The sequence below is a fragment of the Rhizobium sp. 01T437 genome, from assembly GCF_056398505.1.
Map to the genome: position 1 here is coordinate 146,534 of NZ_JBFTPM010000004.1, position 17,764 is coordinate 164,297.

The following is a 17,764-nucleotide window of genomic DNA, read 5'->3' on the forward strand; positions in this document are numbered from 1 at the left end:
GCGCCTGAAACCCACGGAAAAAAGCCTTCACGTGGTTGACACAAGGCGGAGGTCGGGTTATCTGCTCCCCCACCTAAAGAGCGCGCCCAGCCGGCGCGCTTTTGATTGTTAAATGACACGGGCGAATGTGAATTCCCCCAGAAACATCGCGGATCAGAAAAATGAAGATCAAGAATTCGCTCAAGTCGCTCAAGGCGCGTCATCGTGACAACCGTCTCGTTCGCCGCAAGGGCCGCATCTACATCATCAACAAGCAGAACCCGCGCTACAAGGCTCGTCAGGGCTGATTGCGCGTATCCGGTTTGCCTGCCCTCAGGCGGGCATATCGGTTGGTCGCTTCGGTGATCACGCCAAATTTGTTTGATCTTCAGCGATGGCGGGCTAATATGTCCGCCATGCGCTTTTTTGCCTTGACCTCAGCGGCGCTGCCGCTTGCCCTCACCCTGTTCGCTCCTGCTCTCCCCGCTATGGCTCAGCAGAAGGACGTTATCGTCGAACAGCCGGCCGATTCCGATTCGTCTCCAAAGCAACGTCTCGACCAGCTCTATGGGCAGCTGAAGCGTGAGCGCGACCCCGACAAGGCAAGCAGCATCGCCAATCAGATCCGCATGGAATGGAACGATTCCAACAGCGCGACGATCAATCTCCTGATGCAATGGGCCGACAAGGCGATCGAGGAAAAGCGCAATCCGGCAGCGCTCGATTTTCTCGATGAAGCCATCGCCCTGAAACCCACCTATGCCGAAAGCTGGAACCGTCGTGCAACGCTGAACTTCGTACTCGGCAACTATCGCAAATCGATGGCCGACATCGAACAGGTGTTGAAGATAGAGCCCCGCCATTTCGGCGCCCTGTCAGGCATGGCGGCTATCCTCGCCACCACGGGCAATGACCAGATCACCCTCAAGGCCTGGGAGCGCGTTCTGGATGTCTACCCCGCCGATCGCACCGCGCAGGAGCAGGTCAGCACGCTCTCGGAAAAGCTTGCCGGCAGCCGCACCTGACAGATCCGGCGCGCACTTGACGGCGTAGGAAGGCGCACAATCTTAGCTCAATGATATCGTCACTGTGCGGTTAGTGCCATGCTTGCCGAAATCTCTGCCCTCCTCGCTCCCATCGCCGCCGCCATCGGCTATTCCTCCTACAAGGCCCGCCAGTTCGAACACGCCTATCCCAATATCGGCGAACTGACTGATATCGGCGGCTATCACATGAATGCCGTGCATGTTCCGCGCCCCGACACCGCCGATCTTCCGCCCCTGGTCTTCATTCACGGAGCAAGCGGCAATTTGCTCGACCAGACCGGCGCCTTTCGCGAACCACTGGAAGGCCGCGCCGAGATGCTCTTCGTCGATCGACCCGGTCACGGCTACTCGGAACGTGGCGGGCCGGAGAACGCGCTGCCCTCAGGCCAGGCCGATGCCATTGCCAAACTGATGGAAAAGCGCGGCATCGAAAAGGCTGTTATCATCGGCCATTCCTTCGGCGGCGCAATCGCCGCGGCCTTCGGTGTCCGCCATCCCGAGAAGACAGCCGGCCTGCTGTTCCTCGCGCCGGCCTCCCATCCATGGCCAGGCGGCATCGACTGGTATTATCATGTCGCGACAACACCGCTTGTCGGCTGGTTCTTCAATCATGCGGTCGTCGTGCCCCTCGGCCTGCGGCGGCTGGAACGTGGCACGCTGAACATCTTCCATCCCAATCCCCGGCCTCTCGATTACGTTGCCAAGACCGGTCCGTCGCTGGTGCTGCGGCCGCGCGCCTTTTACAACAACGCCACCGACTTCAAACGGCTCCATGAATATCTGACGGCCAACGCGCCACACTATTCCGAAATATCAGCGCCAACCGTCATCATCACCGGTGACAAGGACGAAATCGTCTGGGAGCATCTGCATTCGCGTGGATTGGCGCGGGATATCAAGGGGTCGGAACTTATCATGGTCAGGGGCGTCGGCCACAAGCCTGACTATCTTGCGACCGACGTCGCCATTGCCGCCATGGAGAAGATTGCCGGCAAGCCGCGTGATCTTGCAGCGATTGCCCGCAAGGCGGAAGAGCGGCTTGCCGGCTCTTCCATCAATCAGACGGTCGGAACGGTGCCACCGTCGATCGTATATTCCGCACCATGAATGGAGGCGGCGCGGGGCGAGGCCAGGAAGGCCACGAGCTCCGCCACCTCTTCCGGGCGGCCCGGCCGGCCGATCGGTATGCCGCCCAGCGATTCCATCAACAGCCTGCGGCCACCATCTTCATCGGTGCCAGCCTCATCAGCGATGCGCCGGATCAGGGCGGTGGCAGCCGTGGTCTCGATGAAGCCCGGCGCGATAGTATTCACGCGAACGCCCTTCGGCCCGACCTCTTTCGACAATCCCTTGCTGTAATTCGACAATCCTGCCTTGGCCGCCGCATAGGCAAGTGTGGCTTCATATAGCGGCAGCCGCCTCTGGATCGAGGAAATATGGATGATGACGCCGTGGCCACGCTCGATCATGCCGGGCAGGAATGCCCTATCGAGCCGCACCGGCGCGAGCAGATTGGCATTGATATCCGCCTGCCAATGCGCATCCGACAGCGCTGCAAAGCCGCCGCTTGGTGCCGATGAACCGCCGACATTGTTGACGAGAATATCGAGACCGCCGAGGACCTCCAGCACCCTCGACGCGACGCTATTCACGCCTTCCGCCGTGCTGATATCCGCCTGAACAAAGAGCGCAGAAGTCTGCCCTTCGGGCAGCGGCGAACGTGCGGTCGTCGCAACGCGTGCGCCGGCTACGGAAAGTCGCCGCACGATCGCTTCGCCCATGCCCTTCGTGCCGCCTGTGACAAGAACGCGCTTGCCGGTGAACTCGTTCGGATCGAACGAAAATGCCGGTACGACAGTCATGCATTGATCTCCAGATGCTTGATTGCGCCGCCGGCAAGCGTGAAGTGATAGTATAGTGTGACAGGGCTGCCCGGAAAATTCCCGGAGACCAGCGCAGCCACAACCGGCTTATCGGCGTCGCCGGAAATCTCCCTGGCATCGACCGTCACACCATATTTGCGCGTCGTCTCCTCCATCCATTCGCGGATGTCGACATGACCGCGCCTGTCCTCGCCCTCATCGTGTACGCTGGCATCTGCCGCAAAGCAGGCAAGCATGCCGTCGACATCCTTCTGATCCTTGGCGGCGTAATAGGCGGCCAGCGGTTTCGGAAGCTGTATACTCATTCGGAAACTCCTCTTCGGTTGCTCCGCGAAAAAAATGGGCATAGGCTTACCAGATGACAAGAACCTACAAAAAAGTCAGGTACTTACCTGAAAGTAAGGTACTGCGATGACACCCTATTCCGCCGCAACCGGCGTCGAAAACGTGCTGAAGATTCTGGAAGGGCGCTGGAAGCTCATCATTCTCTTCCACCTCTTCGGCGGCAAGGTGCTGCGCTTTTCCGATCTCGAACGCGCCATTCCCGCCATCTCGCAAAAGATGCTGATCCAGCAGCTCCGCCAGATGGAGAATGATGGCATCGTGCTGCGCATCGTCCATCATCAGGTTCCGCCCAAGGTGGAATATCGCCTGACGGATTGGGGTCAGGCCCTTTGCCCCGCCTTGGACGCCCTGTTGAAATGGGCCGCCCTGAAGGACAAGGATCTGACCGGCATGGTTTTCGCACCCGAGGAAGCCGTCGACGGGACCGTTTGAGCGTTCAAGCCGCGAGGTGAATGCCGCCATCGCAGGTCAGGACATGACCGCTCATGAAGCCGTTCGAGACCAGGAAAGCGACGGCCTTGGCGACATCATCCGGCTGGCCGATGCGACCGACCGGCGTGCGCCCGGCAAAATCCTGGAACACGGCCTGGCGCTGTTCGGCGGGCAGGAAATCCCACCACGGCGTATCGATTACACCGGGCGAAACGCCATTCACGCGCAGTGGCTTCAACTCGGCGGCGAGCACCCGCACCATCGCCTCGATCCCCGCGTTGACGGCGGCAAGGCCTGCGGTTCCCGGCATCGCGGCCTGCGCACTAACGGCGGACACGAAAGTAATGCTGCCGTCTGGCCGCAGGAACGGCAGAGCCGCCTGCGCCGTCGCCGCATGCGGGATGAGCTTCGTCTTGAAGCCGGCGAGCAGGTCGGCCATGTCGAGCGTCGCGAAAGGACCGGCGCCATGGCCGCTGCCCAGCGCCAGCACGAGATGATCGAAGGATCCGAGACCTTCGAAGGCCTGCTTCACGGTGGCGGGATCTCGGGCATCAATGGCAATCATTCCGATCTCGCCGGAAAGATGATCAGCCGATGCCTTGAGCTTCGCCTCGTCCCGTGCAGCGATGGTGACCCGAAATCCTTGTTCCAGAAGCAGTCTCGCTGAGGCAAGGCCGATACCCGAAGAGCCGCCGATAACGACTGCGTGCTGCAATGACATGAGAATACTCCTTTGGATGATCGAACTTCCGGCTTTCATTGCCGGGAGCGCTCTCATCTTGCGGAGTCCCAAAATCGCAAACAGGCCTAATTTTATCCTGGTATCGATACTGATATGATCGTCGCCATGGATCAGAAGCTGGACACGTTCGAAGCCCGCCGTCGCGAATTAGCGGCCTTCCTGCGCTCGCGCCGTGAGCGCCTCCGCCCGGCCGATGTCGGCCTGCCCGACGGTTTTCGCCGCCGCACGCCGGGGCTCAGGCGCGAAGAGCTCGCCATGATCGCCGGTGTCGGCACCACCTGGTACACCTGGCTGGAACAGGGGCGCGACATCCGCCCCTCCCCGCAGGTGCTGAATGCGCTCTCGGATGCGCTTCGTCTTGATGAGGCCGAACGCCTGCATCTCTTCACCCTAAACAGCCGCCAGTCGCCGCAGCCGCTTTCGTCAGCGGCGGAAGTGGTCGATGAGCCGCTGCGCCGGATGCTGGATAATCTGACCCAGCAGCCGGCCTATGTGCTGGGTCGCCGCTGGGACGTGCTGGCCTGGAACCGTGCCGCCGACCTGCTCTTCGGCGGTTATGATCGGCTGGGGCCGGACGAGCGCAACACCATGCACCGGCTGTTTGCCGATGATTTCCATCGCAGCCTGCTGGTCGACTGGGAGGCCGTCGCCCGCGTCTCGCTCGCCATGTTCCGCGCCGACAGCGCCCATTATGCCGGCGACCCGGATTTCGAGCGGCTCATCGGTCTGCTCCAGCAGGCAAGTCCGGAATTCCGTGCCTGGTGGCCACGCCATGAGGTCGTGGCTCCGCTCACCGGCATGAAGCGCCTGAACCATCCGGTCAAGGGCCTGATGTCCTTCGAGCATACCGGCCTTGCGCTGATGAGCCAGCCGGACATGAAGCTGATCGTCTACACGCCTCTCGACGAGCACGACACGAACAGGAAACTCGCCGAGCTTCTTGCCTGATCATTGCCTGCCGCAGAAGTGACGCCATATCTTTCCCATCGCCGTCCTTTGAGGGGAAATTCATGGACCGCCTTCCCAGACAATCCGTCGCCATTCTCGCCGCCATTTCACTTTGCCTCGCGCCGTTGCCGGTTTTTGCCGCCTCGCCGGCACCTGTCGAAGCTGAGCATGGCATGGTCGTCACCGCCCAGCATCTGGCAACCGATGTCGGCGTCGACGTGCTCAAGAGCGGCGGCAATGCCGTTGATGCCGCGGTCGCGGTGGGCTACGCACTGGCTGTCGTCTATCCGACGGCCGGTAATCTTGGCGGCGGTGGTTTCATGACGATCCGGATGAAGGATGGAAAAACGACCTTCCTTGATTTCCGCGAACGCGCGCCGCTTGCCGCAACCAAGACCATGTATATCGATGCCAAAGGCGACATTGTCCCACGCGCCAGTCTCGATGGTTATCTCGCCGTCGGCACACCAGGTTCGGTCATGGGCTTTGAGACAGCCCGCGAGAAATACGGTACCAAGAAGCGTGAAGACCTCATCGCCCCCGCCCTGAAATATGCGAGGGAAGGCTTTACGCTGGAGCAGGGCGATGCAGCCACTTTCGCGAGCAGCGCCAAACGGCTCGCCAAGGATGAAGAGGCCGCAAAAATCTTCCTGAAGGCCGGTGGCAGCCCGTATGCGTCGGGCGAAAAGCTGGTGCAGCCGGATCTTGCGGCTGTCCTGCAATCCATCTCCGAAAAAGGCCCCGATGCCTTCTACAAAGGTGCGCCTGCCGAGGCAATCGTCAATGCCAGCCAAGCCAAGGGCGGCATTCTCGCCAAGGAGGATTTCGAGCAGTACAAGGTGCGGGAACTGAAGCCGATCGAGTGTAATTACCGCGGCTATGACATCATTTCCTCGCCGCCGCCCTCCTCCGGTGGCGTCATTATCTGCGAGATCTTGAACGTCCTCGAAGGCTATCCGCTCTCTTATCTCGGCTACGGATCGGCAGAAACCGTCCACATCATGGTCGAGGCCATGCGTTATGCCTATGTGGACCGCAACGCCGCACTCGGCGACCCTGACTTCATCGACAATCCCGTCTCCAAACTGCTGGACAGAAGTTATGCGGCGTCAATTCGTGCCAAGATCGATCCGTACAGGGCCGGCACCTCGGCCAATCTGAAGCCGCTCGGCGGCAAGGAAAGCACCGAGACGACGCATTATTCTGTTATCGATGACGAGGGCAATGCAGTCGCCGTGACCTATACGCTGAACGGCTCCTTCGGCGCCGGCGTCGTCGCACCCGGCACCGGCGTGCTGCTCAACAACGAGATGGACGACTTCACCTCCAAGCCCGGCGTGCCGAACCTCTATGGCCTCGTACAGGGTGAAGCCAATGCCATCGCGCCGAAGAAGACGCCGCTTTCTTCCATGAGCCCGACGATCGTCACCAAGGATGGCAAGCCCTTCATGGTGATCGGCAGCCCCGGCGGTTCGCGCATCATTACGATCACCCTGGAAGCGATCCTCAACGTTGTCGATTTCGGCATGAACATCAGCCAGGCGGTCAACGCCCCGCGCATCCATCATCAGTGGCAGCCGGACACCGTCTACCTGGAGCCTTTTGCGCTCTCGCCGGATACCGAAAAGGCGCTCGCCGCCATGGGCTACAAACTCGATGGCGGCGTTGATGCTCCGGTCTGGGGGCAGGCCGCCGGTATTCTCGTCGGCGGCAAGAGCCTTGCAGCCATCCAGAAGGGCGGCGGCGCCCGCTACAATGGCGCAATGGACGACCGCGCGACCGAAGGCTCAGCCAGCGGTTATTGAACAGCCGCTTAGCGGATCCTGACCCGAACGAAATCGCCATCGATCTCGACACGTGGCATGGCGCCCGGCACGCTTGGCTGCAGGGCATCGACCCAGGAAGCCTTTGCCGTCACCTTGTAATCGACCGGCGCGCTGTCTCCGAAATCAAGATAGGCATCGAGAGCACGAGCGCGGATCGATACTCTCTCGTCCGCTTCGACCCTGTCGAAATCGAGGGAAGCCCGCACGGCATCGGCGCGAATATCGATGCCCCCGGCATGGCCGTCCAATGTGATGTCAGCCGCCTTTCCGGCAATCGCGAGCTCGGAAAAATGCCCTGTGAGCCTTGCCGTAAAAGCGCTCTGATCGATCCGGAGAGCAGCACCAGCAGGCACATTGGCATTGACCTCGATCACGCAGTCGGACGGGTCCAGCCACGACGATGCGGCGATATCGATATGCAAGACCGTGTTTTCGACCCGCATGTTGCTGTTGTCGCGGCAATCGGCAAAATACCAGCTCGAATACCAGGACGAGAACCAGCCCTTCCGTCGCCCGCTGAGTGATGCGCCATAGGGCTGGTCGCTTCGCGTGGTGATGTTGATCGAGCTTGCGTCACCGCTGATGGCAATCGCACGCACGCCGGAAAGATCGGGAATTGCAGTTGTCGATACCTTGTCCGGCAGAGCGGCTGCAGAAGCTACCAGAAGCACCGGCATGACAAGAAGAATGATCATCGGAATCCGTCCATGAATGAGGCCCTCCCGTCGAGGGCACTTTCAGGATGGATTTTCAGCCCCTATTTCGAGACCTCGATCACGATCCGGGTCGACCGCGAACGCAATCGGGTTCATTCTGGGATCATTGTTCCTGCCGGATATCGCCGATGATCTTCGTTCCCTTGCCCTTCGTCGTGGCTCTGCTGCTTGCCATCCTGCTGATCCGCATGCTGCGGCAGGGAGATGGATCGCTCGCCGAAAAGCGGCCTTTCCTGCTGCTGATCGGGTTCTACATCCTCCAATCCGTAGTGATCGGCATCCGCTGGGGTTACGACGTCATCGCGATCATGCCGATTCAATCGCTGATCGCGACAACAATCGCGGCCCTCGCCTGGGTCTGCTTCAAGGGGCTTGCTATGGAAGAGCAACCCACCCTTTCCCGTTTCTGGCCACACCTTTTGCCGACGGCCTCAATCGTCGTCTTGATCGCGCTCTATCCAGAGCCGATCAGTCTTGCCATCATTCTGATCTTTCTCGGTTATGGTGCAGCGCTGCTCTGGCTTGCCCGGCACGGTCCAGATGCGCTCGTCGCCTCCCGCCTCGACGGTGCGGTGCTTTCCTATCGTTCGCTGCAGATCACCGGCTTTGCCCTCATCGCCTCCGCCGTCACCGACGTCATCATCAGCTTCGATTTCACCAAGACCGGCGGCATTCATGCGGGCGCGATCGTCGCACTCGGCAACGTCATCGCGCTGCTGATCCTTGGCACCGCTGCTTCGGTGGCGAGTAGCGGCAGCAGCATGGAAGCGACATCTGAGGAGCCACCGCCGCCGCCGGCAACAGAAGAAGACGAGGCCGTCGCCGCCGCACTCGATACGCTGATGCGCGCCCGCCAGCTCTATCGGGATCCCGATCTCAATCTCACCCGCATTGCCCGCAAGATGAATCTCCCGGCCCGGCGCGTCTCCACGGCTGTCAACCGCATCCACGGCATGAGCGTCTCGCAATATGTGAACGACTTCCGCATCCGCGCCGCCTGCGAGCAACTGGTCGGCACCGATCATCCGATAACGCAGGTGATGTTCGACTCCGGCTTCATCAGCAAGTCCAATTTCAATCGCGAATTCGCGCGCATGAATGGCGAAAACCCCACACAATTCAGAAAGCGGCGCGTCCCGCGGGAATCGGGTGGCGCTGCGTCCAATGTCATATTCATGTCACCGTGACAAAGTCGCCGTTCACAAGCAAAGATGCGCGCTCTATGCATGAGCGGCATTAAAGCAGAAGAGATTCCCATGGCCTCCATTGAAATGATCGTTGCCGCCAGGGCCCGCCTGCGCGGACATGCGCGGCGCACGCCGCTTCTCTCCTCCCCCTTTCTCGATGAAATCGCCGGCCGGCGACTGCTTGTGAAGGCCGAATGCCTGCAGCATTCCGGCTCCTTCAAGTTCCGCGGCGGCTGGTCTGCCGTCTCGGGCATTGATCCGGAGCTGCGCAAGAAGGGCGTCATCGCCTTCTCCTCCGGCAATCATGCCCAGGGTGTTGCGCTTGCCGCCCGTTTGCACGGCGTCCCCTCCGTCATCATCATGCCGAGCGATGCGCCGAAGCTGAAGATTGCCAATACGCGCGCCTTCGGCGCCGAAGTGGTGCTCTATGACCGCGCCAACGAAGACCGCGACGAAATCGGCGCGAGACTTTCGGCCGAACGCAGACTGACGCTCATCAAGCCTTTCGACGAACCGCTGGTCATTGCCGGCCAGGGCACGACCGGGCTGGAAATCGCCGAACAGGCGGAAGAGGAAGGCGTCAGGAATGCCGAAGTCCTCGWTCCCTGCGGTGGCGGCGGCCTGAGTTCGGGCATCGCCCTGGCATTGGAAGCGAGTGCACCGAGCTTCCGTGTCCGTCCCTGCGAACCTGAAAATTTCGACGACACCACGCGATCGCTTGCATCGGGCAAGATCGAGCGCAACGCCACCATGAGCGGATCGATCTGCGATGCGATCGTCACGCAGCAACCGGGCAACATCACCTTCCCGATCCTCAAGCGTCTGGCCGGACGGGGTATTGTCGTGACGGATGATGAGGCGCTACGCGCCGTAGCCCTCGCCTTCACCCGCCTCAAGATCGTCGTCGAGCCGGGCGGAGCCGTCGCTCTTGCTGCCGCCCTCTTCCACGGCGACCAGCTGGATAGCGACACGGCCGTTGTCGTCACCTCCGGCGGCAATATCGACGCCGACGTGTTCACCACTGCGCTGGAACGCTTCGGCTAACGCTCGATAACGCTCTCGAAGACCCTGATCGCGATCGGCGACGACCTCGATCATGATCGGGGTCTCCCTCACCTGGGAAACAACGAAAACCTCGTCTTGCCGTCATGTGGCGTCTTCGTTCCGAGGTTTCCAGGAGACATCTTCTCACCCTGCTGCTGTCGACCTGCCGCGGACGATGTCTTCGCTATCGATCGTCTTCAGGCGATCTTGTAGCGCGCGGCCGGAGCCGAACGCGACAGGTTCGGCATCAGCGCCTGGCGGGCCTGTTCATAGCCAGCAAGCAAGCCGGCATCTTCAAGCGCCGGGATCGTCGCAAATTCTCCCTCGGCAAGACCCGCCAGCGAGGCATCGACCATGTTTTCCGCCGACATGACGATCTCGCCCGGCAGATGCTCGACCGGCGTGCCCGCAATGCCCCAGAATTCGGTCGCCGTGGCACCCGGCAGCACGACCTGAACGCGGATATTCTTGTCGGCAAGCTCGTGCTTCAGCGACTGGCTGAAGGCGAGGACGAAGGCCTTGCTACCGCCATAGACACCGTTGAGGACCTCGGGCGCGATTGCCACGATCGAGGCGATGTTGATGATTGTGCCGCCACCGCGGGCAACAAGGCCCGGAACAGCAACATAGGTCAGCCGCGTCAATGCCGTCACGTTGAGTTCGATCATTTCCTGCATCTTGTCGACGTCGGACGCGAGCAGCGGCGCCGTACCGCCGAAGCCGGCATTATTGACGAGCATGGTAATGCTCTGATCTTCCTTCAGCACCTTCTCGACCTTGGCAAGATCGTCCTTCTTGCCAAGATCGGCGGAAAGCGTCTCGACGGTCCGGCCCGTCTCATCGGTCAGCCGGCTTGCCAGCGCCTTCAGCCGCTCGCCATTGCGGGCGACGAGGATGAGATTGTAGCCCTGTTTCGCCAGCCGGTGTGCATAGATCGCGCCGATGCCCGAAGAGGCGCCTGTGACCAGCGCCGTACCCTTATGTTCTTGTGCCATGATCGTTTCTCCATTTCGTGCGCCAGCCCGATTGCCTTGCGCTTGAGGAGAGTTTTACGCCCGATTGCCGATGTCCCAAATGTCATATATACCACCTTTTAAGACATCCACTTTTCAGGACATGATGACCATGCAGCAAATCGGCTTCCTGCTTTTTCCCGGTTTCCAGATCATGAGCCTTGCCGCCGTCTCGGCCTTCGAATTCGCCAATCTCGAGATCGGCGAGAAAGTCTACGACATCCATTATCTCTCGGAGACCGGCGGTCCCATCGCCAATTCGCTGGGCATGATCGTCGAAACGGAAGCCTTCGGCGATCCCGGTTTCGACACACTGATCGTCGCCGGGGCGCCGGACATCAAGCTACCCAACGAGGCGGAAGCAAAGTTCATTCGCTCCGCACTTGCCGCCACTCGTCGCCTCGCATCGATCTGCACCGGCGCTTTCCTGCTCGCCGATGCCGGCATTCTCGACGGCCGCCGCGCCACGACCCACTGGTATCTCGCCCGCGAACTGCAGAGCCGTTACCCTGAAATCAGGATGGAAGAGGACCGAATCTACATCATCGACGGTTCCGTCTGGACCTCGGCGGGTATGACGGCGGGTGTCGATCTGGCTCTGGCCATGGTCGAGAAAGATCACGGCCTGGAAATCGCCCGCGCTGTTGCCCGCAAGCTGGTCGTCTATCATCGTCGCGCCGGCGGCCAGTCGCAGTTTTCCGCCCTTCTGGAACTGGAGCCGAAATCCGACCGCATCCAGAAAGCGCTTGCGCATGCCCGCAGCAATCTGAAATCCACGCTCTCGGTGGAAGAACTGGCGGAGGCCGCGCATCTGAGCCCCCGCCAGTTCAGTCGTGCCTTCCGCGCCGAAACGGGCCAATCACCGGCAAAAGCGGTCGAGAACCTGCGGCTGGAGGCGGCCCGCCTGATGATGGAACAGGGCCGCCATCCGATCGAGGTCGTCGCCCGCGAGACCGGCTTTGCCGATCGCGAGCGCATGCGTCGCGCCTTCCTGCGGGCTTTTGGCCAGCCGCCGCAGGCGATCCGCCGGGCGGCACAGCAGGAACTGCTGGCGTGATGCACCCGGCAAAGCCGGATGCATCTTCTCTGTCCTAGCCTTGTTGAAGCGCCCTGCGGATGGCGATCTCGACAGGCGAGTAGGCGCCGTCCTCACGCGTAAGCCGCAAGGGTTCTAAAGGCGCAAGGCCGGGCTGCGCCATGAAGCGCGGTTCCTTGCCGCGATGCATCTGCGCGGCATGGATCAGGAAAGGGTGGCACAGATAGACGGTGCCCGCCTGCCCCGTTGCAAGAGCAAGCGACCTCTCCTCACCGACATGCTCCAGCCACAGATGCGCCATGCCGGCTTCGCCAGCCGGCTCCAGTAGCTTCGCGATATCCTTGTGCGACCCGACCCGGATACGCGTCGGCGCGTCGTTCTCGCCGACATCAGAGAACAGGAAGAGCATCAGGAGCGCCCGTCCGCGCGAGGTGATGTTCACCCGCCAGACGGAAAAATCCCGCTGTTCATTCGGATCGCCTTCGTCCCCCGGAAAGCTCAGGTCCACATGCCAGCCGGCATCGCCGGGATCGTCCGGATGCGGAAAGCGGACCGGGAAGCTGCCAAGACCGCTGCGCGGCTCCCAGCGTCCCTTGCCGACGAGCTGATCGAAAGCCGAATGCAGCAGGGGCGTGTTGACTGCCGTTTCGAACGGCCCGCCGCCGTAGCCGGCAAGCCGGACAACCGGCCGCACCCAGCTTCTCGGATCGTCGGCATCGAAGGGAATGTCCCGCCACATGATGGCGCGGGCTTCCTCGGCCACGTCGCGGGGAAAAGCATCATCGACGCGTACGAAGCCGTCCTCGATGAAGTGCTCGATCTGCGCGGCGCTCAGCGCCGGCGGGTAACCAGTAGATGTCATGAAATATCTCTCTATCGCCAAACCCTGCCGGCATTGTCCATCGGCCGAATGCAGGGTGGTTACAGTCCACGGCAACGAGCCAGCCAGCAGGCTGGTGAAGCGGCCGCACCTTCCTTTGCCCGAGGGCAGAGCCTTAGAGGCTCAAGAAGAAGACCGTAGCGATGTTGAGAGCGATCATTTTCATAGCGATCAGAGGCTACCGGCTTCCAAGGGGAGGGTCAATATTTCACCCGAACCTTCGCAGCGCTTTCTCCTGATCGGATGGAATGGAAATATCTCGCACTGCATCGTGCACCGACTGCAGCACCAGTTCCGCCAGCCGGCTCGTTGCAGCATCCGGCTCCGCTTCCGCTCGATGCAAGACCAGCCCCAGCTTCGGCAGTTGCGGCAGGCCGGCTTCGCCTGACGCCAGCATCCGCACCTTGGCAGGCAGCCCGACAGGCGTGCGCACCGTAATACCCAGTCCTGCAGCGGTTGCCGCCCAGAGGCCGCCGAGGCTTGGACTGACGAAGGACAGCCGCCACGAGATACCGGCCTCGTCCAGCACTTTCGTCGCGGCATTCCTGAGCAGGCAGGGCGCCTCGAGCGAGGCAAGCGGCATCGGCTCACCGCTTCCAGCCGCCCATGTCGGCAAGCCATTCGCCGGGCCGATCCAGCGCATCGGCACATCGGCAATGTGCTCGCAATGGGCGGTCAAAGTGCCGGTGCTCCAGGCGAGCGCAAGATCGAGCTTCCCCGTCGTCACCCGTTCCAGAAGCTCGGCATTGCGCACCACACGCGCTTCGATCCGCACCTTCGGATGCGCTCGAGCAAAGCGTCCGAGCACCTCGGGTAGCAAGTTCTCACCGAAGTCCTCCTGCAGGCCGAGCCGCACCCAGCCTTCCAGCTCGACACTCTGCACCGCAGCGACTGCCTCATCGTTCAGATCGAGCAATCGCCGGGCGTAGGCAAGCATCGTCTCTCCGGCTTCCGTCAGCGCCAGTCCGCGCCCGGATTTGCGGAAAATCGGCGTGCCAGCCTGCTCCTCCAGCTTCTTAAGCTGTGCGCTGACCGCCGAGGTCGAGCGCCCCAGGCGATCTGCCGCCCTGGCGAAATTGCCAAGATCCATGCCGGTCGCGAATGTCCTCAGGACATCCAGGTCGAATGTAATCCGTCGCATTTCACAATCCCGATTTTCAGGATAATTCATCCATAAAATTCTGATTTTCAGCACCATGGTGTCGTGGCATGCTTCTCCTGTCAAGACAAAGAACAAGGAAGCATCCAATGCCATTCGCTCGCATTTCTCTTCTGAAGGGCAAATCACCGGACTATCTGCGTGCGCTCTCGGACAGCATCCACAAGGCCATGGTCGAGACCTTCAATGTGCCGCCGGCCGACCGCTTCCAGGTCATCCACCAGCATGAGCCGGGCGAGTTGATCTTCGATCGCAATTACCTTGCCGGTCCGCGCTCGAACGATTTCGTGCTGATTTCGATCACGACCGGCAAGCCGCGCACGACGGAAATGCGCAAGGCTCTCTTCCGCCGAGCCGTCGAACTATTGCAGCAATCCCCCGGCCTGCGCCCGGAAGACGTGATGATCGTCATCTCGACCAGCGAACCGGACGAATGGTCCTTTGGCGACGGCCTTGCACAGATGGCCGAACCCGGATGGGAAGCGCGCGCCTGGGGAGTTCCGGCATGAGCACGGCCAATCCGAGGACGATGACGATCCGCCGTCCCGGCAGTGCCGTCCGTTCTCCCGAAGGCATTTCGAATGCGCCCTTCTGGGTCGAAATGCTGCTCGACAGTGAGATCGATGGCGAGAACACCGCCATGCGCGCAACCCTCGATCCCGGTACCGTGACACACTGGCATACGCATCCGCGCGGCCAGCTTCTTTATGTCCTCTCCGGCGTCGGTCTCGTGCAGCGGGAGGGTGCACCCGTCGAGGAAGTCAGAACCGGCGATGCAATATGGTTCGCCCCGGACGAGCTTCACTGGCATGGGGCGACAGCTGACAGCCCTTTCGGATATCTCAGCATCCAGGGTTTTGAGAAGGGACGCTTCGTCGACTGGTCTGAGGAGACACGGCCATGATGGCCATGCAATATTCCTTCACCTTGCCGGCAGATTACGACATGGAGATCATCGATCGCCGCATCCGCGACAAGGGGCCGGCGATGGACGGCTTCCCGCACCTCGGTTTCAAGGCTTTTCTGAGCGCTCGCCGCGGTGAATTCGGCAGCCGGGAAAATCTGTATGCGCCTTTTTATCTCTGGGACCAGCCGGAAGGCGCCAGCAACTTCATCTGCGGTCCCGGCTTTGCCGCGCTGACGGACGCCTTCGGCCGGCCGCGCATTCGCCATTGGATCGTCTGGCATGCGCATGTCTCACCGGACCTCGCCAACGCCCGCTTTGCTCGCAGCGAACACCTCCCTATCGAACCGCATGTCTCACTGCCCGACTTACGGCAGCAAGAGGTTGATCTGGCAAAGCAGGAAGCCGGCGGCAAACATGTGCTCGCCCGCGTTGCCGCCTTTGACCCGCATGACTGGACGATGGTCCGTTTTGGCCTCTGCGCGGAATCCCCGCCCGCGCAGGGCACCAACCAGGTCTATCGCGTCGGTCACCTCTCCCGCGGCTAAGGCACCAAATGCAGAATCGAAAAGCAAAAAGCGCCCCTCTTTCGAGGAGCGCTTTATATTCTCAAGCCTGAAAGCGATCAGATGCCGCTCTGGCCGTCGGAGCCGATATAGGCGATGCGCAGCATGTTGGTTGCGCCTGGTGTGCCGAGCGGCACGCCAGCGGAGATGATGATGCGATCGCCCGGCTTGCCGAAACCTTCTGCAGCAACGATGCGGCAGGCGCGGTTGACCATGTCGTCGAGGTCGGTCGCGTCATGCGTGACGACGCAATGCATGCCCCAGACGACGGACAGACGGCGCGCCGTCTTGATGATCGGTGACAGAGCGATAATCGGCACCTGCGGACGCTCGCGCGAGGCGCGCAGGCCGGTCGTGCCAGAAGAAGTGTAACAGACGATAGCCGACAACTTCAGTGTCTCGGCAATTTGGCGGGCGGCAAGCGAGATAGCGTCGGCGCCGGTTGCTTCCGGCTGGGCGCGCTGCGCATAGATGATGCCCGGATAGTGCGGATCCTTCTCCACGGTGCTCGCAATCGAGGCCATCATCGAGACGGCTTCGACCGGATAAGCGCCAGAAGCCGATTCGGCCGACAGCATGATCGCATCCGCACCTTCGAAGACGGCGATCGAAACGTCCGAAACTTCGGCACGTGTCGGAACCGGCGAGGAGATCATCGATTCCAGCATCTGCGTGGCGACGATGACAGGCTTGCCCGAACGGCGGCAGGAGCGGATGAGTTGCTTCTGGATGCCCGGAACGGCTTCGAGCGGCATTTCAACGCCGAGATCGCCGCGGGCCACCATCAGCGCGTCGGAAAGCTCGATGATCTCCTCGATGCGTTCCAGCGCCTGCGGCTTCTCGATCTTCGACATAATGCCGACGCGGCCACGGGCGATCTTGCGTACTTCGGCAAGGTCGTCGGGACGCTGGACGAAGGAAAGCGCCACCCAGTCGACATCGTCGGTCGCGAGAACTGCGTCGAGGTCGACACGGTCCTTGTCGGTCAGCGCGCCAACGCCAAGCAGAGTGTCGGGCAGGCTGACACCCTTACGGTCGGAAATGCTGGTACCGGCGATGACCGTCGTAACAATGCTCTTGCCGTCGCACTTTTCTGCGCGCAGAGCCAGCTTGCCATCATCGATCAGCAGGCGATGGCCCGGCTGAACGGCTTCGAGAATTTCAGGATGCGGCAGGAACACGCGGGTGTTGTCGCCGGGGGTATCGTTGTTGTCGAGCGTAAATGTCTGGCCGGGCTTCAGCTCCACCTTGACATCGGCAAACTTGCCGACGCGAAGCTTCGGACCCTGCAGGTCAGCCAGAATGCCGATCGGCCGGCCCGAGCGGGCTTCGACGGCGCGAATGCGCTGCACGAGCGTGCGCATCACATCATGGCTCGCATGGCTCATATTGATGCGGAAGATATCCGCACCCGCCTGGTGCAGCTTCTCGATCATCGACTCTTCGGAGGAGGCGGGGCCGAGGGTGGCGAGGATTTTAACTTTGCGGTTACGCTTCATCAATTCTGGCTTTCTTGCGTCCCTGGGGTGTCGGAGAGTTGAACCATCCAGCTTCCCTGGCGGCCCGTATCGTATTCCTTAAATCCCATTTTCTGATAACCCCGGGCGTAGCAGTCCTGCACACCCGTGATCTTGAATTCGTTTTCCGCTACGCACATCTGCACGTCACCCGTCCATCGGCCTCCCCGGGCGGCGTCTTCTGCGTAGAGGTAATAGTAACGCGACTGCAACTCTCCCTCGATCAGCGTGGCGCAGGTCGTTGCCGGCACCTGCCACCAGCCCTCCGTGACCCAGCCGTCTTTCGCTCTATATCCGATCGCGACGCCAACCAGATTTTGCGTACCGTTGCATACACGGAAATCCGCACGCGCGGCATCGGCAATGAAGAACGGCGAGACGGCTGCAAGAGCGAACAATGCGAGACGGACCAGCGGCCCGGACCGCGTGAGGAAACTTGGCGCGGCTTGGATCAACACGGCTCCCAAATAGCTCCACGGTTATTCGTTATCCGTGTCTTCTTGCGCCGCCATCAGGCGAAAGTCAACGCAATGCTAATCGA

Annotated in this window: 21 protein-coding genes; 12 read left to right on the plus strand and 9 right to left on the minus strand. The window is 61.2% G+C overall.

Annotated features, from left to right (window positions below; translation table 11 throughout):
• The first annotated feature begins 161 nt into the window (after positions 1-161).
• The 3 genes from ykgO to AC1DM5_RS09340 all read left to right on the plus strand — a co-directional run bounded on the left by ykgO (position 162) and on the right by AC1DM5_RS09340 (position 2,132).
• On the plus strand, positions 162-287 hold the full coding sequence (gene ykgO / locus AC1DM5_RS09330) for a type B 50S ribosomal protein L36 (RefSeq protein WP_007826467.1): 126 nt from the start codon (positions 162-164) through the stop codon (positions 285-287).
• A gap of 99 nt (positions 288-386) precedes the next feature.
• The gene (locus AC1DM5_RS09335; protein ID WP_113181450.1) at positions 387-1,004 is read left to right on the plus strand and encodes a tetratricopeptide repeat protein; all 618 of its coding nucleotides are present in this window, start codon (positions 387-389) and stop codon (positions 1,002-1,004) included.
• Positions 1,005-1,082: 78 nt separating this feature from the next.
• On the plus strand, positions 1,083-2,132 hold the full coding sequence (locus AC1DM5_RS09340; RefSeq protein WP_477818280.1) for an alpha/beta fold hydrolase: 1,050 nt from the start codon (positions 1,083-1,085) through the stop codon (positions 2,130-2,132).
• On the opposite strand, the gene AC1DM5_RS09345 is transcribed toward AC1DM5_RS09340, so the two are convergent.
• Both AC1DM5_RS09345 and AC1DM5_RS09350 read right to left on the minus strand, forming a co-directional pair.
• Positions 2,084-2,887 (minus strand): SDR family oxidoreductase, encoded by an 804-nt coding sequence (locus AC1DM5_RS09345; protein ID WP_477818279.1) that lies wholly within the window; start codon positions 2,885-2,887, stop codon positions 2,084-2,086. The genes AC1DM5_RS09340 and AC1DM5_RS09345 overlap by 49 nt on opposite strands.
• Positions 2,884-3,213, minus strand: coding sequence for a nuclear transport factor 2 family protein (locus tag AC1DM5_RS09350; protein WP_477818278.1), 330 nt, complete (start codon positions 3,211-3,213; stop codon positions 2,884-2,886). Before AC1DM5_RS09350 ends, AC1DM5_RS09345 begins: the two co-directional genes overlap by 4 nt.
• A gap of 106 nt (positions 3,214-3,319) precedes the next feature.
• Between AC1DM5_RS09350 and AC1DM5_RS09355 the strand changes: the two genes are divergently transcribed.
• Positions 3,320-3,685: a winged helix-turn-helix transcriptional regulator gene (locus AC1DM5_RS09355; RefSeq protein WP_310383568.1), complete on the plus strand. Its 366-nt coding sequence runs from the start codon at positions 3,320-3,322 to the stop codon at positions 3,683-3,685.
• A gap of 4 nt (positions 3,686-3,689) precedes the next feature.
• On the opposite strand, the gene AC1DM5_RS09360 is transcribed toward AC1DM5_RS09355, so the two are convergent.
• A complete protein-coding gene (locus AC1DM5_RS09360) occupies positions 3,690-4,406 on the minus strand; it encodes an SDR family oxidoreductase (RefSeq protein WP_477818277.1) in 717 nt (238 codons plus the stop codon).
• Between the two features lie 114 nt (positions 4,407-4,520).
• On the opposite strand from AC1DM5_RS09360, the gene AC1DM5_RS09365 reads away from it, so the two are divergent.
• Together AC1DM5_RS09365 and ggt are read left to right on the plus strand one after the other, a co-directional pair.
• Positions 4,521-5,375 (plus strand): helix-turn-helix transcriptional regulator, encoded by an 855-nt coding sequence (locus AC1DM5_RS09365; protein ID WP_477818276.1) that lies wholly within the window; start codon positions 4,521-4,523, stop codon positions 5,373-5,375.
• Positions 5,376-5,437: 62 nt separating this feature from the next.
• Positions 5,438-7,180, plus strand: coding sequence for a gamma-glutamyltransferase (gene ggt / locus AC1DM5_RS09370; protein ID WP_477818275.1), 1,743 nt, complete (start codon positions 5,438-5,440; stop codon positions 7,178-7,180).
• Positions 7,181-7,188: 8 nt separating this feature from the next.
• On the opposite strand, the gene AC1DM5_RS09375 is transcribed toward ggt, so the two are convergent.
• Positions 7,189-7,896: a hypothetical protein gene (locus tag AC1DM5_RS09375; protein ID WP_477818274.1), complete on the minus strand. Its 708-nt coding sequence runs from the start codon at positions 7,894-7,896 to the stop codon at positions 7,189-7,191.
• A gap of 149 nt (positions 7,897-8,045) precedes the next feature.
• Between AC1DM5_RS09375 and AC1DM5_RS09380 the strand changes: the two genes are divergently transcribed.
• Together AC1DM5_RS09380 and AC1DM5_RS09385 are read left to right on the plus strand one after the other, a co-directional pair.
• Entirely contained in the window at positions 8,046-9,104 is a 1,059-nt protein-coding gene (locus AC1DM5_RS09380) for an AraC family transcriptional regulator (protein WP_477818273.1), read from the plus strand.
• A 69-nt stretch (positions 9,105-9,173) separates the two neighbouring features.
• Positions 9,174-10,148, plus strand: a complete 975-nt coding sequence (locus AC1DM5_RS09385) for a threonine ammonia-lyase (RefSeq protein WP_477974893.1) — start codon at positions 9,174-9,176, stop codon at positions 10,146-10,148.
• A 197-nt stretch (positions 10,149-10,345) separates the two neighbouring features.
• Here the strand turns inward: AC1DM5_RS09385 and AC1DM5_RS09390 are convergent, their stop codons facing one another.
• On the minus strand, positions 10,346-11,143 hold the full coding sequence (locus tag AC1DM5_RS09390; protein WP_477818271.1) for an SDR family NAD(P)-dependent oxidoreductase: 798 nt from the start codon (positions 11,141-11,143) through the stop codon (positions 10,346-10,348).
• A 130-nt stretch (positions 11,144-11,273) separates the two neighbouring features.
• Between AC1DM5_RS09390 and AC1DM5_RS09395 the strand changes: the two genes are divergently transcribed.
• Positions 11,274-12,218 carry a GlxA family transcriptional regulator gene (locus AC1DM5_RS09395; RefSeq protein ID WP_477818270.1) on the plus strand — a complete coding sequence of 315 codons (945 nt, stop codon included), beginning with the start codon at positions 11,274-11,276 and terminating at the stop codon, positions 12,216-12,218.
• A gap of 34 nt (positions 12,219-12,252) precedes the next feature.
• Here AC1DM5_RS09395 and AC1DM5_RS09400 read toward each other — a convergent pair whose 3' ends face one another.
• Together AC1DM5_RS09400 and AC1DM5_RS09405 are read right to left on the minus strand one after the other, a co-directional pair.
• Positions 12,253-13,059, minus strand: coding sequence for a phytanoyl-CoA dioxygenase family protein (locus AC1DM5_RS09400; RefSeq protein WP_477818269.1), 807 nt, complete (start codon positions 13,057-13,059; stop codon positions 12,253-12,255).
• Positions 13,060-13,285: 226 nt separating this feature from the next.
• The gene (locus AC1DM5_RS09405) at positions 13,286-14,218 is read right to left on the minus strand and encodes a LysR substrate-binding domain-containing protein (protein WP_477818268.1); all 933 of its coding nucleotides are present in this window, start codon (positions 14,216-14,218) and stop codon (positions 13,286-13,288) included.
• 107 nt (positions 14,219-14,325) lie between these two features.
• On the opposite strand from AC1DM5_RS09405, the gene AC1DM5_RS09410 reads away from it, so the two are divergent.
• Genes AC1DM5_RS09410 through AC1DM5_RS09420 form a run of 3 tightly spaced genes read left to right on the plus strand, consistent with a single transcriptional unit; the run spans position 14,326 to position 15,688 of the window.
• Positions 14,326-14,745 carry a tautomerase family protein gene (locus AC1DM5_RS09410; RefSeq protein WP_477818267.1) on the plus strand — a complete coding sequence of 140 codons (420 nt, stop codon included), beginning with the start codon at positions 14,326-14,328 and terminating at the stop codon, positions 14,743-14,745.
• Positions 14,742-15,140 (plus strand): cupin domain-containing protein, encoded by a 399-nt coding sequence (locus AC1DM5_RS09415; RefSeq protein WP_477818266.1) that lies wholly within the window; start codon positions 14,742-14,744, stop codon positions 15,138-15,140. The genes AC1DM5_RS09410 and AC1DM5_RS09415 overlap by 4 nt, the downstream gene beginning before the upstream one ends.
• A complete protein-coding gene (locus AC1DM5_RS09420) occupies positions 15,137-15,688 on the plus strand; it encodes a DUF4865 family protein (protein WP_477818265.1) in 552 nt (183 codons plus the stop codon). The genes AC1DM5_RS09415 and AC1DM5_RS09420 overlap by 4 nt, the downstream gene beginning before the upstream one ends.
• A 77-nt stretch (positions 15,689-15,765) precedes the next feature.
• Here AC1DM5_RS09420 and pyk read toward each other — a convergent pair whose 3' ends face one another.
• Both pyk and AC1DM5_RS09430 read right to left on the minus strand, forming a co-directional pair.
• Positions 15,766-17,205 carry a pyruvate kinase gene (pyk, locus tag AC1DM5_RS09425; protein WP_007822873.1) on the minus strand — a complete coding sequence of 480 codons (1,440 nt, stop codon included), beginning with the start codon at positions 17,203-17,205 and terminating at the stop codon, positions 15,766-15,768.
• A complete protein-coding gene (locus AC1DM5_RS09430; protein WP_037103631.1) occupies positions 17,205-17,678 on the minus strand; it encodes a DUF1036 domain-containing protein in 474 nt (157 codons plus the stop codon). The genes pyk and AC1DM5_RS09430 overlap by 1 nt, the downstream gene beginning before the upstream one ends.
• Positions 17,679-17,764 lie beyond the last annotated feature (86 nt).

What these genes read in the sequence shown, in the direction of transcription:
- ykgO (WP_007826467.1), top strand. Translation starts at nt 162, where the DNA reads ATGAAGATCAAGAATTCGCTCAAGTCGCTCAAGGCGCGTCATCGTGAC.
- AC1DM5_RS09335 (WP_113181450.1), top strand. Translation starts at nt 387, where the DNA reads ATGTCCGCCATGCGCTTTTTTGCCTTGACCTCAGCGGCGCTGCCGCTT.
- AC1DM5_RS09340 (WP_477818280.1), top strand. Translation starts at nt 1,083, where the DNA reads ATGCTTGCCGAAATCTCTGCCCTCCTCGCTCCCATCGCCGCCGCCATC.
- AC1DM5_RS09345 (WP_477818279.1), bottom strand. Translation starts at nt 2,887, where the DNA reads ATGACTGTCGTACCGGCATTTTCGTTCGATCCGAACGAGTTCACCGGC.
- AC1DM5_RS09350 (WP_477818278.1), bottom strand. Translation starts at nt 3,213, where the DNA reads ATGAGTATACAGCTTCCGAAACCGCTGGCCGCCTATTACGCCGCCAAG.
- AC1DM5_RS09355 (WP_310383568.1), top strand. Translation starts at nt 3,320, where the DNA reads ATGACACCCTATTCCGCCGCAACCGGCGTCGAAAACGTGCTGAAGATT.
- AC1DM5_RS09360 (WP_477818277.1), bottom strand. Translation starts at nt 4,406, where the DNA reads ATGTCATTGCAGCACGCAGTCGTTATCGGCGGCTCTTCGGGTATCGGC.
- AC1DM5_RS09365 (WP_477818276.1), top strand. Translation starts at nt 4,521, where the DNA reads ATGATCGTCGCCATGGATCAGAAGCTGGACACGTTCGAAGCCCGCCGT.
- ggt (WP_477818275.1), top strand. Translation starts at nt 5,438, where the DNA reads ATGGACCGCCTTCCCAGACAATCCGTCGCCATTCTCGCCGCCATTTCA.
- AC1DM5_RS09375 (WP_477818274.1), bottom strand. Translation starts at nt 7,896, where the DNA reads ATGATCATTCTTCTTGTCATGCCGGTGCTTCTGGTAGCTTCTGCAGCC.
- AC1DM5_RS09380 (WP_477818273.1), top strand. Translation starts at nt 8,046, where the DNA reads ATGATCTTCGTTCCCTTGCCCTTCGTCGTGGCTCTGCTGCTTGCCATC.
- AC1DM5_RS09390 (WP_477818271.1), bottom strand. Translation starts at nt 11,143, where the DNA reads ATGGCACAAGAACATAAGGGTACGGCGCTGGTCACAGGCGCCTCTTCG.
- AC1DM5_RS09395 (WP_477818270.1), top strand. Translation starts at nt 11,274, where the DNA reads ATGCAGCAAATCGGCTTCCTGCTTTTTCCCGGTTTCCAGATCATGAGC.
- AC1DM5_RS09400 (WP_477818269.1), bottom strand. Translation starts at nt 13,059, where the DNA reads ATGACATCTACTGGTTACCCGCCGGCGCTGAGCGCCGCGCAGATCGAG.
- AC1DM5_RS09405 (WP_477818268.1), bottom strand. Translation starts at nt 14,218, where the DNA reads ATGCGACGGATTACATTCGACCTGGATGTCCTGAGGACATTCGCGACC.
- AC1DM5_RS09410 (WP_477818267.1), top strand. Translation starts at nt 14,326, where the DNA reads ATGCCATTCGCTCGCATTTCTCTTCTGAAGGGCAAATCACCGGACTAT.
- AC1DM5_RS09415 (WP_477818266.1), top strand. Translation starts at nt 14,742, where the DNA reads ATGAGCACGGCCAATCCGAGGACGATGACGATCCGCCGTCCCGGCAGT.
- AC1DM5_RS09420 (WP_477818265.1), top strand. Translation starts at nt 15,137, where the DNA reads ATGATGGCCATGCAATATTCCTTCACCTTGCCGGCAGATTACGACATG.
- pyk (WP_007822873.1), bottom strand. Translation starts at nt 17,205, where the DNA reads ATGAAGCGTAACCGCAAAGTTAAAATCCTCGCCACCCTCGGCCCCGCC.